This window comes from Pseudomonas sp. Pseusp49 (assembly GCF_059491875.1).
Map to the genome: position 1 here is coordinate 6,506,544 of NZ_CP168514.1, position 14,026 is coordinate 6,520,569.

A 14,026-nucleotide genomic window follows, 5' to 3' on the forward strand; every position below is an offset into this window, starting at 1 on the left:
CATGTCCGTACAACTCGCCTTTCAGGACCGCTGGCTGGATCTCAATGATGTGCTGCGCGAACTGGTCGCGCAGGGCTTTATCAGCCAGGATTCGGCCGAACACGCGCTCAATGCCCGCCGCCGCAACGCCACCCATGGCCAAATGCATCCGCTGGAGTTCATCGCCAGCCAACAGTTGGGCGACCTCAGCCGCCCCGGCAAACTGCTGGACCTGGAAAGCCTGACCCTGTGGCTGTCCCGGCAGGCCGGACAGCCTTATCTGCGTATCGATCCGTTGAAAATCAACGTCGCGGCCGTGACCCCGCTGATGTCCTACGCCTTCGCCCAGCGTCACAAGATTCTCGCGGTAGCGATCGACCGTGATGCGGTGACCGTGGCCAGCGCCCAGCCTTATGTCAGCGGCTGGGAGGCTGACCTGACCCACGTGCTCAAATTGCCAATCAAGCGCGTGGTGGCCAACCCGGTGGACATCCAGCGCTTCAGCGTCGAATTTTTCCGCCTGGCCAAATCGGTCACCGGGGCCAACAGTGCCGACCCGCACGTCAGTACCCTCGGCAATTTCGAACAGTTGCTCAACCTCGGCGCCAGCGACCAGGAGCCGGACGCCAACGACGCACACATCGTCAACATCGTCGACTGGCTGTTCCAGTACGCGTTCCAGCAACGCGCCAGCGACATCCACATCGAGCCCCGTCGCGAGCAAGGCACGGTGCGCTTTCGCATCGACGGCGTGCTGCACAACGTCTATCAATTCCCGCCCCAGGTCACCATGGCCATCGTCAGTCGCCTGAAAACCCTGGGGCGCATGAACGTCGCGGAGAAACGCAAACCCCAGGACGGCCGGGTGAAAACCAAGACCCCGGACGGCGGCGAAGTTGAACTGCGCTTGTCGACACTGCCCACCGCCTTCGGCGAAAAAATGGTCATGCGGATCTTCGACCCGGACGTCCTGCTCAAGGACTTCGACCAACTCGGTTTCTCCAGCGACGACCTGCGCCGCTGGCAGGACATGACCCGCCAGCCCCACGGCATCATCCTCGTCACCGGGCCGACGGGGTCGGGCAAGACCACCACCCTCTACACCACCCTGAAAAAACTGGCGACGCCGGAGGTCAACCTCTGCACCATCGAAGACCCGATTGAAATGGTCGAGCCGGCCTTCAACCAGATGCAGGTCCAGCACAACATCGACCTGACCTTCGCCGCTGGCGTGCGTGCGCTGATGCGACAAGACCCGGACATCATCATGATCGGCGAGATCCGCGACCTCGAAACCGCGGAGATGGCGATCCAGGCGGCGCTCACCGGGCACCTGGTGCTGTCGACCCTGCACACCAACGATGCGCCCGGCGCCATCAGCCGCCTGCTGGAACTCGGCGTGCCGCATTACCTGATCAAGGCCACGGTGCTTGGCGTCATGGCCCAGCGACTGGTGCGAACCCTGTGCCCACACTGCAAGGCACCGCTGACGCTGGGCGAAGATGACTGGCAAACCCTGACCCGCCCCTGGCAGGCCCCGCTGCCAGGCAATGCCCAGCGTGCCGTCGGTTGCGTGGAATGTCGCGACACCGGTTATCGCGGCCGTGCCGGGGTCTACGAAATCATGCAACTCAGCGATGGCATCAAGGCGTTGATCAGTCCCGATACCGATCTGCTGGCCGTGCGACGCCAGGCATTCAAGGAGGGCATGCGCAGCCTGCGGCTGTCGGGGGCGCAAAAGGTCGCCGCCGGGCTGACGACCATCGAGGAGGTTCTGCGCGTGACGCCCCAGAGCGAGCAGAACTGAGCCCTGCTGTTCTTATCCGCCATCGTCACCGCTACACTCCAGCGATTGCAACTCCACAGATCCACACATCAACAAGGAATCGTTATGCAGATCGGTAGTGTGCTTTTGCTTTTTGTCGGCCTGGTGGTCGCCATTCTGTTCATGGGCTTCAAGGTCGTGCCCCAGGGTTTTGAATGGACCGTCGAGCGTTTCGGGCGCTACACCAACACGCTCAAGCCGGGACTGAACGTCATCGTTCCGGTGATGGACCGCATCGGGCGCAAGATGAATGTGATGGAAAGCGTACTGGATATTCCGCCGCAGGAAGTCATCACCGCCGACAACGCCACGGTGCAAATTGACGCCGTGTGCTTCTTCCAGGTGGTCAACACGGCCCAGGCCGCCTACGAGGTCAACAACCTCGAGCACGCCATCCGTAACCTGTTGCAAACCAACATCCGCACGGTGCTCGGCTCGATGGAGCTCGACGCCATGCTCAGCCAGCGCGACGGCATCAACGAAAAACTGCTGCGCACCGTCGATGAAGCGACCGCGCCGTGGGGCATCAAGATCACCCGGATCGAGATCAAGGACATCAGCCCACCCGCCGACCTGATGGCGGCGATGAGTGGGCAGATGAAAGCCGAACGGATCAAGCGTGCACAGATCCTCGAGGCCGAAGGCCTGCGTGCCGCAGCGATCCTGACCGCCGAAGGCAAGAAGCAGGCGCAGATCCTCGAAGCCGAAGGCAGCCGACAGGCCGCCTTCCTGGAGTCCGAAGCCCGGGAGCGGCAAGCCGAGGCGGAAGCCCAGGCGACCAAAGTGGTGTCCGAAGCCATCGCCAGTGGCAACGTACAAGCGGTCAATTACTTCGTGGCGCAAAAGTACATCGATGCGCTGGGCAAGTTGGCTTCGGCCAACAACAGCAAAGTGATCCTGATGCCGCTGGAGGCCAGTTCGATGATCGGCGCGGTGGGCGGCATTGGCGAAATCGTCAAAGCCACTTTCGATAACAAGAAAGCCTGAGGCCCGCCATGTGGGCATTTCTGCAGCATCTTTCGTTCTGGGACTGGTTGGCGCTGGGCACGGTGCTGTTGATTCTTGAAGTGTTCGGCGCCGGCGGCTACCTGCTGTGGATCGGTATGGCAGCGGCTGCCGTGGGCGTTCTGACCTTCCTCCTGCCGGGCCTGTCGTGGGAATGGCAGTTCCTGTTGTTCGGCCTGCTGTCGATCGCCACCGCGTTGTACTGGTGGCGGCGTCAGCGCACGGCGACTCGCCTGAGCGATCAGCCGCACCTGAACCTGCGTGGTCAGGAACTGATCGGCAAGACCTTCGTGGTGCATGAAGCGATTGTCGACGGTCGCGGCAAAATCAAGGTGGCCGACGGCGTGTGGATGGCCCGCGGGCCGGACGCTGCCATTGGCAGCCGCGTGCGGGTGGTCGGCCAGCAAGGCGCGATCCTGCTGGTCGAAACGACGGAATAGGCGGCCACGGAACTCGACTGGGGGTTGGCAATCCAACCGCGTAGTCAACCCAGTGGAGTCACCCTGTCATGCGTTTCAAACTTGCTGTCGCTACCGTCGCGCTGTTGTCCCTGCCTGTCGGTTCGGCGATGGCCGATACTTTTTGGCGTAACGTTCTTACGTCCGGTGCAACCACCGGTTCGAGCTATCTGACATCCAAGGATCACAAGCTGGTCGTCGCGGCCCAGGACGACGCCAGCAGCTTCGTCGCCAGCGACGGCAGCATCCGCGGTCCGTACCTGGAAGCAGCCATGCAGAAAGTCCGCGCCGACAACCCGGGCCTGCAAGCCACGGACATGGAGTTGGCGAATGCGATCCTGGCGAAGAATGCCGTGGCGTCTGAATAAGCGTTGCGAATGAAAAAATGCCGCTCACATGAGCGGCATTTTTTTTGCCCGGCGAACACATTTCCCATGTTCACCGAGCCTCCCTGTGGGAGCGGGCTTGCTCGCTCCCACAGGGGTTATGTATTGCCTGGGAGGTCAGCGGTAGTCGTCGACCGGCACACACGCACAAAACAGGTTCCGATCCCCATACACATTGTCCACCCGGTTCACCACCGGCCAGTATTTGTGCGCCTTGGTATGCGCGTCCGGCGTGACGGCTTGCTCGATGCTGTACGGCCGCGCCCACACGCCGGTGATATCGGCCAGCGTATGCGGCGCACCTTTCAACGGGTTTTCCTCTGCCGGCCAATTACCGTTCTGCACCTCGTTGATTTCCGCGCGGATGCTCAGCATTGCGCCAATAAACCTGTCCAGCTCCGCCTTCGATTCACTTTCGGTCGGTTCGACCATCAGCGTCCCCGGCACCGGGAACGACATGGTCGGGGCATGGAAGCCGTAGTCCATCAGGCGCTTGGCGACGTCCTCTTCGGTGATGCCGGTCAATGCCTTGAGCGGTCGCAGGTCGAGGATGCATTCGTGAGCCACCCGTTCGTTGCGCCCGGTGTACAGCACCGGAAAGGCACCGGACAAATGTCGCGCCAGGTAATTCGCAGCCAGGATCGCCACTTCGCTGGCGTCCGCCAGTTGCGGCCCCATCATGGCAATGTACATCCAACTGATCGGCAGAATGCTTGCGCTGCCCCAGGGCGCCGCGCTGACGGCGCCATTTTGCGGCTGCGGCCCGTCGATCGGCACCACCGGATGGTTGGCCACGAACGGCGCCAGATGTGCCCGAACACCAATCGGCCCCATGCCCGGACCGCCGCCGCCATGGGGAATGCAGAAGGTCTTGTGCAGGTTCATGTGCGAGACATCGGCGCCAATATCCGCCGGCCGCGCCAGCCCGACCTGGGCGTTGAGGTTGGCGCCATCCATGTACACCTGACCGCCGTGATGGTGGATCACTTCACAGATTTCGCTGATGCCTTCCTCATACACGCCATGGGTCGAAGGATAGGTCGCCATCAGGCAGGCGAGCTTGTCGGCGGCCTGTGCGGCTTTTTCCTTGAGGTCATCCAGGTCGACGTTGCCCGCCTCGTCACACTCGACGATCACCACGCGCATCCCGGCCATTTGCGCCGACGCGGGATTGGTGCCGTGCGCCGACGAAGGAATCAGGCAGATATCGCGGCCGCCCTGTTGCCGGCTCTCATGGTATTTGCGGATCGCCAGAAGCCCGGCGTACTCGCCTTGGGCACCGGAGTTGGGCTGCATGCAGATGGCATCGAAACCGGTGATCGCGCACAGCCAGCGCTCCAGCTCCTCGATCATCAGCCCGTACCCGGCGGCCTGCTCTTTCGGCACGAACGGGTGCAGGTTGGCGAACTGCGGCCAGGTGATCGGGATCATCTCGCTGGTGGCGTTGAGCTTCATGGTGCAGGAGCCCAGCGGGATCATCGATTGATTGAGCGCCAGGTCCTTGTTTTCCAGTTGCTTGAGGTAGCGCAGCATCTCGGTTTCGCTGTGATGGGCGCTGAACACCGGATGACGCAGATAAGGTGAAGTTCGCAGCAACCCTTGGGGAATTCCGCCAGGCAGGACTTCGGCATCCAGGTCCTCGATACCGAGCCCGTGATCGGCCCCCAGAAACACGTCGAACAGCTTCGCCACGGTGGTTTCGTCGCATGCCTCGTCGAGGCTCAAGCCCAGTTGGCCGCGCCCGAGAATGCGCAGGTTGATCTGCGCGGCCCGGGCACTTTCGATGATCGCGGTCTGGGTTCCGCCGACTTCCAGCGTCAGGGTATCGAAGAAGTGCCGGTTGACCCGGGTGATGCCCTTGCGCTCAAGCCCGGCGGCCAGGATGCAGGTCAGCCGGTGAACCCGCTGGGCGATCCGCTTGAGCCCTTCCGGGCCGTGGTAGACCGCATAGAAGCTGGCGATATTGGCCAGCAGCACCTGTGCCGTGCAGATGTTGGAGTTGGCCTTCTCCCGGCGGATGTGTTGCTCGCGGGTTTGCAGGGCCATGCGCAGGGCGGTGTTGCCCCGCGCATCTTTGGAAACACCGATGATCCGCCCGGGAATCGCCCGTTTGTATTCATCACGGCTGGCAAAAAATGCCGCATGCGGCCCGCCGTAGCCCATGGGCACGCCAAATCGCTGGGACGAGCCGAACACCACATCGGCGCCCAGCTCACCCGGCGGGGTCAGCAACAACAGGCTCAGCAAATCCGTGGCGACACAGGCCAGGGCCTGTTGGGCATGCAAGTGATCGATCAGTGGCCGCAGGTCGTGGATCTCGCCGTGGGTGTCAGGGTATTGCAGCAGCGCACCGAACACCTGGTGCTGCTTCAAGTTATCCACAGCATCGACGATCAGCTCGAAGCCGAAACCTTCGGCACGGGTCTGCACCACGGAAATGGTTTGCGGGTGGCAGTTTTCGTCGACAAAGAACAGATTGCTTTTCGACTTGGCGACCCGCTTGGCCAGGGCCATCGCTTCCGCCGCGGCGGTGGCCTCATCGAGCAGCGAGGCGTTGGCCAATTCCAGGCCGGTCAGGTCGATGGTCAATTGCTGGAAGTTCAACAGCGCTTCGAGCCGCCCTTGGGCGATCTCCGGTTGATAGGGTGTGTACGCGGTGTACCAGCCGGGATTTTCCAGCACGTTACGCAGAATGACCGCTGGCGTGAGGGTTCCGTGGTAGCCCATGCCGATCAGGCTGGTCCAGACCTGGTTCTGCTCGGCATAACCACGCAGCTTGGCCAGCGCAGCCTCTTCATCGAGCGCCGGGGGCAGGTCCAGCGCCCGGTTGAGGCGGATGCCCGGCGGCACCGTTTGCTCGATCAATTCGACCCGGCTACCCAGACCGAGGCTGTCGAGCATCGCCTGTTGCTCGGCGGCATCGGGTCCCAGGTGGCGGCGCAGAAAGGCATTGGGGTCGTGTAACTGGCTCAGGGACGGCAACTGGGACATGACGGGCTCTCTCTTGACTGGCGCTCAGCGTCGATGCAACACGGTCAAACCAGCATAGCAGTCGATCTCCGCGTGGATGGCGTGGCGTCGTCGGCCAATCCGGCTCATCATGTCCGGCGCCTCTTTAATGTCCGCTGATCGGGTGACCGTATCCATGAGCCAACTGCCGTTCCTGCCGTTTTCCAAACCCACCATCGATGAAGCCACGATCGCCGCTGTCGGTGACGTTTTACGCTCGGGCTGGATTACCAGCGGCCCCAAGGTCCAGGCCTTCGAAGCGCAACTTTCGGAGTATTTGGGCGGGCGCCCGGTGCGCACCTTCAATTCCGGCACCTGCACCATGGAAATCGCCTTGCGTATTGCCGGGATCGGGCCGGGCGATGAAGTGATCACCACGCCGATTTCCTGGGTGGCCACCGCCAACGTCATCCTGGAGGTCGGCGCCACCCCGGTGTTTGCCGACATCGACCCGGTGACGCGCAATATCGATCTGGATCAACTGGAAGCGGCGATCACTCCACGCACCAAGGCCATCATCCCGGTGTACCTCGCCGGACTGCCCGTGGACATGACGCGCCTGTACGCACTGGCGAAGAAGCACAGCCTGCGGATCGTCGAGGATGCGGCCCAGGCATTGGGCTCCAGCTGGAACGGCCAGCGCATTGGCTCGACCGGTGATTTCGTGTCCTTCAGTTTCCAGGCGAACAAGAATGTCACCTCCTCAGAAGGCGGTTGCCTGGTGCTGAGTACGCCCGAAGAAGTGCGACTGGCAGAGAAATACCGGCTGCAGGGCGTTACCCGCAACGGCTTCGACGGCCTGGACGTCGACGTGCTGGGTGGCAAATTCAACATGACCGACGTCGCCGCGGCCATTGGCCTGGGGCAATTTGCTCATATCGAAGCCATCACCGCTCATCGCCGTGAGCTGGCCCGGCATTATTTTGCCTGCCTTGGCCAAGATTTCGAAGCGCAATACGGTGCGCAACTGCCTCCGGCAGATTTCACCCACAGCAACTGGCATTTGTTCCAGCTGGTATTGCCGGAACGTACGGATGGCAAACCGCCACGGGCGACTTTCATGGAGCAGATGCAGGCTTTGGGTGTCGGGATTGGCTATCACTACCCGCCGATTCACCTGTTGAGCCTTTACCGCGAGCGCGGATTCAAGGAGGGCATGTTCCCGGTTGCCGAGCGGGTCGGTCGGCTGATTGTCTCGCTGCCGATGTTCACCGCGATGAGCAAAGCCGATGTCGAGCGTTCGGTGGCGGCGGTGAAAGCAGTCTTGCGGTCTTGACTCGGCCTTTGTAGGAGCTGCCGCAGGCTGCGATCTTTTGACTTTGATTTTTTAAAAACAACATCAAAAGATCGCAGCCTGCGGCAGCTCCTACAGGGGCGAGCATTACTCGCCGATGGCAGCCTTGTAGCCGGCGGCATCCAGCAGTTTTTCCAACTCGGCCGGGTTGCTTGGCTTGAGCTTGAAGATCCAAGCGCCGTACGGATCGGAGTTGAGCAGCTCAGGCTCAGCACTCAGCGCTTCGTTGACCGCGATCACTTCACCGGCAATCGGGGAGTAGATATCGGAAGCGGCTTTAACCGATTCAACGACACCCGACTGATCACCGGCAGCAAACACGTTGCCGACTTCGGTCAGTTCGACGAACACCACATCACCCAGCGCTTCCTGCGCGTGATCGCTGATGCCCACGGTGACGGTGCCATCGGCTTCCAGACGTGCCCATTCGTGACTTTCGGCAAAACGCAGGTCGGCAGGGATATTGCTCATGTTCTGTGTCCTCAGGAAATTGTCAGCGGTCGTTAACCGCTGGAAAAGATTAGATCAAGGTTTTGCCGTGGCGTACGAAGGTCGGTTTGACCACCCGGACCGGGTACCACTTGCCACGAATTTCCACTTCAGCGCGGTCGGCAGTTGCCATCGGCACACGCGCCAGTGCTATCGACTTGCTAAGCGTAGGAGAGAAACTACCACTGGTGATCTCCCCTTCGCCAACATCGGCGATGCGGACCACCTGATGAGCGCGTAAAACACCGCGTTCCTCAAGGACCAGACCGACCAGTTTGTGCTGTACACCAGCGGCTTGCTCGGCTTCCAGGGCCTTGCGCCCGATGAACTGCCGGGTGGCAGGTTCCCAGGCGATGGTCCAGGCCATATTGGAGGCCAAGGGTGAAACATCCTGCTGGATATCCTGGCCGTAAAGGTTCATGCCGGCTTCGACCCGCAAGGTATCCCGCGCGCCAAGACCGATGGGGGAAATCCCGGCGCCGACCAGATCGTTGAAGAACCCGGGCGCCTGATCCGCCGGCAGAATGATTTCCAGGCCATCTTCGCCGGTATACCCGGTGCGCGCGATGAACCAGTCGCCATCGGGCAGGCCTTCGAAGGGCTTGAGGAGCTGGATCAGGTTGCCGCGGGACTGGTTGACCAGCTCGGCAATTTTTTGTCGGGCGTGAGGACCCTGGATGGCCAGCATCGCCAACTCGGAACGCTCGCGAAGCTGCACGTCGAAACCGTCGAGATGCGCTTGCATCCAGGCCATGTCCTGATCGCGGGTGGAGGCGTTGACCACCAGGCGATAGCCCTCGTCGAGACGGTAGACGATCATGTCGTCGACGATACCGCCCTGCTCGTTGAGCATGGTGCTGTACAACGCACGGCCGGGGCTGTGCAGGCGTTCGACATCGTTGGCCAGCAAATGCTGAAGCCAGGCTTTGGCCTGGGAGCCGTCGACGTCGATAACGGTCATGTGGGATACATCGAAGACACCGCAATCGCGGCGCACCTGATGGTGTTCCTCGACCTGCGATCCATAATGCAGAGGCATGTCCCAACCGCCAAAATCGACCATCTTTGCGCCGAGCGCGAGATGAAGGTCATACAGAGGCGTACGCTGTCCCATGGGTTTCTCCTTCCGGGCGTGGCGAAGGTGCGGGCAAGTGCTGCACGGACTGAATGCCTTGAAACAAAGGGCCTTTAGCCGATTTCAGCTACCTGGTCTGTCAGACGGACCGCACCGAATGCCGCGCATTGTAGCCGCAAGGTGTAGGACTGACACCTAGCTGTTTCGATGCGCTGAGCGTCGGATCAATCCGATGACCGGCAGCAGCCCGACCAGCACCAGGGTCAACGCTGGCAAAGATGCCCTCGCCCACTCTCCTTCGCTGGTCATTTCAAAGATCCGCACCGCCAGCGTATCCCAGCCAAACGGGCGCATCAGCAGGGTCGCGGGCATTTCCTTGAGCACGTCGACGAACACCAGCAGCGCCGCGCTCAAGGTGCCGGGCAACAACAACGGTAGATACACTTTGAAAAACAGTCGTGGCCCACTGACGCCAAGGCTACGTGCCGCTTCGGGCAAAGATGGCCGTATACGCGCCAGGCTGCTTTCCAGTGGTCCGTAGGCCACTGCAATGAAGCGCACCAGATAGGCCAGCAACAACGCTGACAGACTGCCCAGCAGCAGCGGCTTGCCCGTGCCACCGAGCCAGCTCGAGAGCGGGATCACCAGCTCGCGATCCAGGTAACTGAACGCCAGCATGATCGACACCGCCAGCACCGAACCCGGCAAGGCGTAACCCAGGTTAGCCAGACTGACCCCGGAACGAATGACCCGGGTGGGCGCCAGGCGTCGGGCAAACGCCAGCAACAAGGCGACGCTAACGGTGATCAACGCCGCCATCGCCCCCAGGTACAAGGTATGGACGATCAACCCGGTGTAGCGCTCGTCGAGATCGAAGCGCCCGCGCTGCCAGAACCACACCGCCAATTGCAGCATCGGGATAACAAAAGCGCAGGCAAACACCAGACCGCACCACGTCGTGGCCGCCAGTGCCTTGAAGCCCCGCAGGTGATACAGCGCCTTGACCCGTGGCCGCTCGTTGCCCGCCCGGTTGGCCCCGCGAGCACGTCGCTCGCCGTACAGCACCAGCATCACCACCAACAGCAACAAGCTGGCCAGTTGCGCGGCGGAAGACAGGCTGAAAAAACCGTACCAGGTCTTGTAGATGGCCGTGGTGAAGGTATCGAAGTTGAACACCGACACGGCGCCGAAATCCGCCAGGGTTTCCATCAGCGCCAACGCCACGCCCGCACCGATGGCCGGTCGCGCCATGGGCAATGCCACGCGCCAGAACGCTTGCCAGGGCGATTGACCCAGGACCCGCGCCGCCTCCATCAGGCCTTTGCCCTGGGCGAGGAAGGCCGTGCGGGCCAGCAGATACACATAGGGATAGAAAACCAGCACCAGCACCACAATCACCCCGCCCGTGGAGCGCACGCGCGGCAGCCGCAGACCGCTGCCGAACCATTCGCGCAGCAGGGTTTGCACGGGCCCGGCAAAATCCAGCAGGCCGACGAAGACGAAGGCCAGCACATAGGCCGGAATCGCGAAGGGCAGCATCAGCGCCCAGTCCAGCCATCGCCGCCCGGGGAATTCGCAAAGGCAGGTCAGCCAGGCAAGGCTGACACCCAGCAGGGTGACACCCACACCAACGCCGAGCACCAGGGTCAGGGTATTGCCCAGCAAGCGCGGCATCTGCGTGTCCCACAGGTGGGACCAGATTTGAACGTCGATGGTTTGCCAGGAAAGCAGCAGGACGCTCAGGGGCAACAGGACCAGCGCATCGATGGCGAAGACGACGGGATACCAGCGGCGTTGGGCGGGGTGGGCCAAGGAAAAGCTCTCTGGATAATTCAACGAAATGTACGTGAAACGCGAAAAGATCGCAGCCTTCGGCAGCTCCTACAGGTTGGTGATCACCCTGTAGGAGCTGCCGAAGGCTGCGATCTTTTGCTCTTTAAACCAGCAGGTGTCAGTTCCAGCCAGCCTTGTCCATCAGGCGAATCGCCTCAGCCTGGCGCTTGCCGGCAATTTCCACAGGCAAGGTATCAGCGATGAACTTGCCCCATGCGGCGACTTCAGCCGATGGCTGCACGGCCGGGTTGGCCGGGAACTCCTGGTTCACGTCGGCAAAGATCTTCTGCGCTTCAGGGGTGGTCATCCACTCCACCAGGGCCTTGGCCGCTTCCGGGTGTGGCGCGTGTTGGGTCAGGCCGATACCCGACAGGTTGATGTGTACGCCACGGTCGGCCTGGTTCGGCCAGAACAGCTTCACCGGCAGATCCGGCTTCTGCTTGTGCAGGCGGCCGTAGTAGTAGGTGTTGACGATGCCGACATCGCACTGGCCGGCATTGATCGCTTCGAGCACGGCGGTGTCGTCGGAGAACACGTCAGTGGACAGGTTCTTGACCCAGCCCTTGAGGATTTCCTCGGTCTTGTCGGCGCCGTGCACTTCGATCATGGTCGCGGTCAGGGACTGGTTGTAGACCTTCTTCGCCGTACGCAGGCACAGGCGGCCTTCCCATTGCTTGTCGGCCAGTGCTTCGTAGGTGGTCAGTTCGCCCGGCTTCACGCGATCAGTGGAGTAGGCAATGGTCCGCGCCCGCAGGCTCAAGCCGGTCCAGGCGTGGGAGGCGGCCCGGTACTGCAGCGGAATGTTGGCGTCGATGGTTTTCGAGGTGAACGGCTGGAGGATGCCCATCTGCTCGGCTTGCCAGAGGTTGCCGGCATCGACGGTCAGCAGCAGGTCGGCCGGCGTATTCGCGCCCTCGGCCTTGAGCCGCTGCATCAGCGGCGCTTCCTTGTCGGTGATGAACTTCACTTTCACGCCGGTCTTGGCGGTGTAGGCATCGAATACTGGCTTGATCAGCTCGTCGATACGCGAGGAGTAGACCACCACCTCGTCAGCGGCCTGGGCGGCGGTACTGCCAATCAGGGTCAGGGCCAGTGCAGTCAGTAGACGCTTCGGTGCCAACATGGGAGCGGTCTCTCGATTGAAAAATGAGGCCAAATGATAAGGACTCACATTTAGCTTCTCAATCGAACCCGTTCGCGGAGGAGTTACCAGATGTTGCGCCGCCTGGAATTTTTGGTGCTTGTGCTGACGCCTTCGCGGGCAAGCCCGCCCCCACAGTGGCCGGTGTCGTTCACAAATCCTGTGCCCAAAGCGATACCTGTGGGAGCGGGCTTGCCCGCGAAGAGGCCAGTAGCCTCCATGCAGAACTCAGGGCCTGGCCAGCGCCGGCAGATCCCCGGTCAACCCCAGCGCTTCACGCACGAACAAGGCTTTGGCTTCCGGCATCTTCTCAACCATTTTCAACCCGGTATTACGCAACCAGCGCACCGGCAACGGATCCGCCTGGAACAAGCGCTCGAAGCCTTCCATCGCCGCCATCAGTGCCAGGTTGTGCGGCATGCGCCGACGCTCGTAGCGGCTGAGGACTTTCACATCCGCCAGGCGTTCGCCTCGTGTTGCCGCTTGCAGCAACACTTCGGCCAGCACGGCGGCATCGAGGAATCCGAGGTTCACACCCTGCCCGGCCAACGGGTGAATGGTGTGGGCGGCGTCGCCGATCAATGCCAGGCCTTCAGCCACATATCGCTTGGCATGCCGCTGGCGCAGGGGCACACACAGGCGCGGGTCGGCGCTCAGCACTTCGCCGAGCCGACCTTCGAAGGCCCGTTCCAGCTCCTTGCAGAAGCCTTGTTCATCCATCGCCATCAAGCGTTCGGCTTCGCCGGGTGTGGTCGACCAGACGATCGAGCACCAATCCTGTTCGCCGTCGCGCTCCAGCGGCAGAAACGCCAACGGACCGTTGTCGGTGAAGCGCTGCCAGGCCGTCATCTGGTGCGGCTTGGCGCAACGCACGCTGGTGACGATGGCATGGTGCAGATAATCCCATTCACGGGTCGCGACCCCGGCCAGGCGCCGCACGGCCGAGTTGGCGCCATCCGCTGCGATCACCAGCGGCGCGCGCAGGGTGCGGCCATCGGCCAGGGTCAGCAGCCAGTCATCGCCGGAGCGGCGCATCTGTTCCAGTCGCGCATTGGCCAGCAAGCCCAGGTCACAGTCGTGCAGACGCTCGAGCAAGGCATCCTGGACCACTCGGTTTTCGACGATGTGCCCCAGCACCTCGGCATGCACGCTGGTCGCCGAGAAGTGGATTTGCCCGGTGCCGCTGCCATCCCAGACCTGCATGTCGGTGTAGGGGCTGCTGCGCCGCCCGGCGATGCCGTCCCAGACGCCAAGGCGTTCGAGAATCCGCTGGCTGGCAGCCGACAAGGCGCTCACGCGCGGCTCAAATGCGGCCTGAGCGTTGAAGGGTTTGACACTCATGGGGCTGCCGTCCAGCAGCAGGACTTCCAGCCCGCTGTTCTGCAACGCCAGCGCCAGGGCGCTGCCGACCATTCCGGCCCCGACAATCAGCAGATCTGCGCGCATTTCCATGCTTTAAGCCTGTCTCTCTTGCGGCTTGAGCCGCACGTAAAGGGTTTTTATCAATCGTGCCTTGTCAAACCGGCGCATCA

The 14,026-nt window shown here is 62.0% G+C and carries 11 protein-coding genes; 5 read left to right on the top strand and 6 right to left on the bottom strand.

Features of this window, described 5'->3' with window-relative positions; translation table 11 throughout:
• Position 1 precedes the first annotated feature (1 nt).
• From tfpB to ACEN83_RS29135, 4 genes are all read left to right on the top strand, one after another.
• On the top strand, positions 2–1,786 hold the full coding sequence (gene tfpB / locus ACEN83_RS29120; RefSeq protein WP_495579040.1) for a type IV pilus assembly ATPase TfpB: 1,785 nt from the start codon (positions 2–4) through the stop codon (positions 1,784–1,786).
• Positions 1,787–1,870: 84 nt separating this feature from the next.
• Positions 1,871–2,791, top strand: coding sequence for an SPFH domain-containing protein (locus tag ACEN83_RS29125; protein ID WP_116579693.1), 921 nt, complete (start codon positions 1,871–1,873; stop codon positions 2,789–2,791).
• A gap of 8 nt (positions 2,792–2,799) precedes the next feature.
• Positions 2,800–3,249, top strand: coding sequence for an NfeD family protein (locus tag ACEN83_RS29130; protein WP_116579694.1), 450 nt, complete (start codon positions 2,800–2,802; stop codon positions 3,247–3,249).
• 68 nt (positions 3,250–3,317) lie between these two features.
• The gene (locus tag ACEN83_RS29135; protein ID WP_007978921.1) at positions 3,318–3,635 is read left to right on the top strand and encodes a DUF2388 domain-containing protein; all 318 of its coding nucleotides are present in this window, start codon (positions 3,318–3,320) and stop codon (positions 3,633–3,635) included.
• 135 nt (positions 3,636–3,770) lie between these two features.
• Here ACEN83_RS29135 and gcvP read toward each other — a convergent pair whose 3' ends face one another.
• Positions 3,771–6,644, bottom strand: coding sequence for an aminomethyl-transferring glycine dehydrogenase (gcvP, locus tag ACEN83_RS29140; protein WP_495579041.1), 2,874 nt, complete (start codon positions 6,642–6,644; stop codon positions 3,771–3,773).
• A gap of 154 nt (positions 6,645–6,798) precedes the next feature.
• On the opposite strand from gcvP, the gene ACEN83_RS29145 reads away from it, so the two are divergent.
• The gene (locus ACEN83_RS29145; protein ID WP_495579042.1) at positions 6,799–7,938 is read left to right on the top strand and encodes a DegT/DnrJ/EryC1/StrS family aminotransferase; all 1,140 of its coding nucleotides are present in this window, start codon (positions 6,799–6,801) and stop codon (positions 7,936–7,938) included.
• Positions 7,939–8,043: 105 nt separating this feature from the next.
• Here ACEN83_RS29145 and gcvH read toward each other — a convergent pair whose 3' ends face one another.
• The 5 genes from gcvH to ACEN83_RS29170 form a co-directional block, all read right to left on the bottom strand.
• Positions 8,044–8,427 carry a glycine cleavage system protein GcvH gene (gcvH, locus tag ACEN83_RS29150; RefSeq protein WP_429395034.1) on the bottom strand — a complete coding sequence of 128 codons (384 nt, stop codon included), beginning with the start codon at positions 8,425–8,427 and terminating at the stop codon, positions 8,044–8,046.
• Between the two features lie 49 nt (positions 8,428–8,476).
• Entirely contained in the window at positions 8,477–9,559 is a 1,083-nt protein-coding gene (gene gcvT / locus ACEN83_RS29155; protein ID WP_116579698.1) for a glycine cleavage system aminomethyltransferase GcvT, read from the bottom strand.
• 156 nt (positions 9,560–9,715) lie between these two features.
• The gene (locus ACEN83_RS29160) at positions 9,716–11,332 is read right to left on the bottom strand and encodes an ABC transporter permease (protein WP_495579043.1); all 1,617 of its coding nucleotides are present in this window, start codon (positions 11,330–11,332) and stop codon (positions 9,716–9,718) included.
• Positions 11,333–11,471: 139 nt separating this feature from the next.
• Positions 11,472–12,476 (bottom strand): extracellular solute-binding protein, encoded by a 1,005-nt coding sequence (locus ACEN83_RS29165; protein WP_218473187.1) that lies wholly within the window; start codon positions 12,474–12,476, stop codon positions 11,472–11,474.
• 246 nt (positions 12,477–12,722) lie between these two features.
• On the bottom strand, positions 12,723–13,940 hold the full coding sequence (locus ACEN83_RS29170) for a 2-octaprenyl-3-methyl-6-methoxy-1,4-benzoquinol hydroxylase (protein ID WP_495580920.1): 1,218 nt from the start codon (positions 13,938–13,940) through the stop codon (positions 12,723–12,725).
• Between the last annotated feature and the right edge of the window lie 86 nt (positions 13,941–14,026).

What these genes read in the sequence shown, in the direction of transcription:
- tfpB (WP_495579040.1), top strand. Translation starts at nt 2, where the DNA reads ATGTCCGTACAACTCGCCTTTCAGGACCGCTGGCTGGATCTCAATGAT.
- ACEN83_RS29125 (WP_116579693.1), top strand. Translation starts at nt 1,871, where the DNA reads ATGCAGATCGGTAGTGTGCTTTTGCTTTTTGTCGGCCTGGTGGTCGCC.
- ACEN83_RS29130 (WP_116579694.1), top strand. Translation starts at nt 2,800, where the DNA reads ATGTGGGCATTTCTGCAGCATCTTTCGTTCTGGGACTGGTTGGCGCTG.
- ACEN83_RS29135 (WP_007978921.1), top strand. Translation starts at nt 3,318, where the DNA reads ATGCGTTTCAAACTTGCTGTCGCTACCGTCGCGCTGTTGTCCCTGCCT.
- gcvP (WP_495579041.1), bottom strand. Translation starts at nt 6,644, where the DNA reads ATGTCCCAGTTGCCGTCCCTGAGCCAGTTACACGACCCCAATGCCTTT.
- ACEN83_RS29145 (WP_495579042.1), top strand. Translation starts at nt 6,799, where the DNA reads ATGAGCCAACTGCCGTTCCTGCCGTTTTCCAAACCCACCATCGATGAA.
- gcvH (WP_429395034.1), bottom strand. Translation starts at nt 8,427, where the DNA reads ATGAGCAATATCCCTGCCGACCTGCGTTTTGCCGAAAGTCACGAATGG.
- gcvT (WP_116579698.1), bottom strand. Translation starts at nt 9,559, where the DNA reads ATGGGACAGCGTACGCCTCTGTATGACCTTCATCTCGCGCTCGGCGCA.
- ACEN83_RS29165 (WP_218473187.1), bottom strand. Translation starts at nt 12,476, where the DNA reads ATGTTGGCACCGAAGCGTCTACTGACTGCACTGGCCCTGACCCTGATT.
- ACEN83_RS29170 (WP_495580920.1), bottom strand. Translation starts at nt 13,940, where the DNA reads ATGCGCGCAGATCTGCTGATTGTCGGGGCCGGAATGGTCGGCAGCGCC.